Origin of the sequence: Saccharicrinis fermentans DSM 9555 = JCM 21142 (assembly GCF_000517085.1) — a bacterium.
Classification (GTDB): Bacteria; Bacteroidota; Bacteroidia; order Bacteroidales; family Marinilabiliaceae; genus Saccharicrinis; species Saccharicrinis fermentans.
The window spans coordinates 48,979-50,358 of the sequence record NZ_KI912108.1; the positions used below are offsets into that span (position 1 = coordinate 48,979).

The 1,380-nt window shown below is 39.6% G+C and carries 2 protein-coding genes; both read right to left on the minus strand.

What is annotated here, in order from left to right:
• Positions 1 to 53 precede the first annotated feature (53 nt).
• On the minus strand, positions 54 to 383 hold the full coding sequence (locus CYTFE_RS30975) for a group II intron maturase-specific domain-containing protein (protein WP_211238192.1): 330 nt from the start codon (positions 381 to 383) through the stop codon (positions 54 to 56).
• Positions 384 to 485: 102 nt separating this feature from the next.
• Entirely contained in the window at positions 486 to 1,097 is a 612-nt protein-coding gene (locus CYTFE_RS30980; protein WP_262505614.1) for a reverse transcriptase domain-containing protein, read from the minus strand.
• Between the last annotated feature and the right edge of the window lie 283 nt (positions 1,098 to 1,380).

Genomic DNA, 1,380 nt, shown 5'->3' on the forward strand with positions numbered 1-1,380 from the left:
TTCATCAAACCGTACGTGAAGTTTTCCCTCATACGGCTTACCGATAGAGTTCTTCATTGAGCTTTCGCAAGGGTTTTCAAGCGTGCATACTTTTCCAAGTCTAACAGCCTTTTGCTTTGTACAAAAGTACTGTATGGTCGCTGGCGAAGCGACTTGTGCGCTTTACGCCCTTTGCTTTTGAGCCATTTAAATAGTTTATAATCCAAGTGTTTGATGATAACCTTTATGGTTTCCCAAATGTGCGTTACCTTACTTATAGAGAAATAATTAAGCCAACCTATTAATAATGAGTTGAGCTTGTAAAGCAAAGGTTCAATCTTCCAATGCCTACGTTTTGCTAAAAGCTCACGAATGTTGGCAAAGAGTTTACTCCTTGATTTCATACTCGGGCGGACGTTGGTATAGTTCTTCCTGTTCCAAGCGAATTTGGAGCGGATTACCCTGAACTCAAACCCTAGAAAGAAAAGGCTCTTCTTATGCACATGTCATAGCATAGAAGTCTTTTCCTTATTAATGGTCAGTCCCATCCTTGTCATTAACGAATTGATATAAGCCAGTATTTCCCTACTGTAATAGTAAGTACCCATCTGTACAAAATAATCAGCATAACGGACTATGCGAATGTTGCCCTTGGCAAACTTACTATTTGGACTATTAACAATGCGGTCAAAAGCATGCAGGTAAATATTCGACAGCAATGGACTGATAACTCCTCCTTGCGGAGTGTCTGCCTTGGATGTCAGAAGCTTCCCATTCTTTAATTGTTTGGGTGCCTTTAGCCATTGCTTAATAATATTCAAAATCCCGTTGTCTCTAATGCGTTCCTTGAGCAATACAAATAACTTTTCATGAGGAATGGTATCAAAGTATTTCGACAAGTCTGCGTCGTATATAAAGTGATGTCCATCGTAGATATTCTGCTTGATTTGCTTGATTGCATCATGTGCTCCACGCTTTGGTCTAAATCCATACGAAGTTTCTTCAAAGTCGGCTTCCCAGAGTGGCTCTATTAACATCTTTACTTCCATTTGTGCAACTCTATCTCTAATGGTTGGAATTCCCAACTTTCGAAACTCGCCTTTCTTTTCCTTCGGGATTGATAATTCGGCTTGGTCATTTGAACATACCGAGCTTCAGCGATAATCCTCACGGATATAACTGTCAGCAGTTCTTCTAAATGAACAACAAATTATTGCGATAAGTGAAAGTAAAACCAAGTTTACTTGGATTATGCTGAATGAAGCAATAATCTTAACAAAAATTATTTAGGTAGGATTTGCACCTAGTGAATTACCACAGCTTCGTGGCACACCAACGGTTATGCTATGCATCGTAGCTTTGTGTTGCACCTGCGACAAAGCTATGATGTATGAACACGTG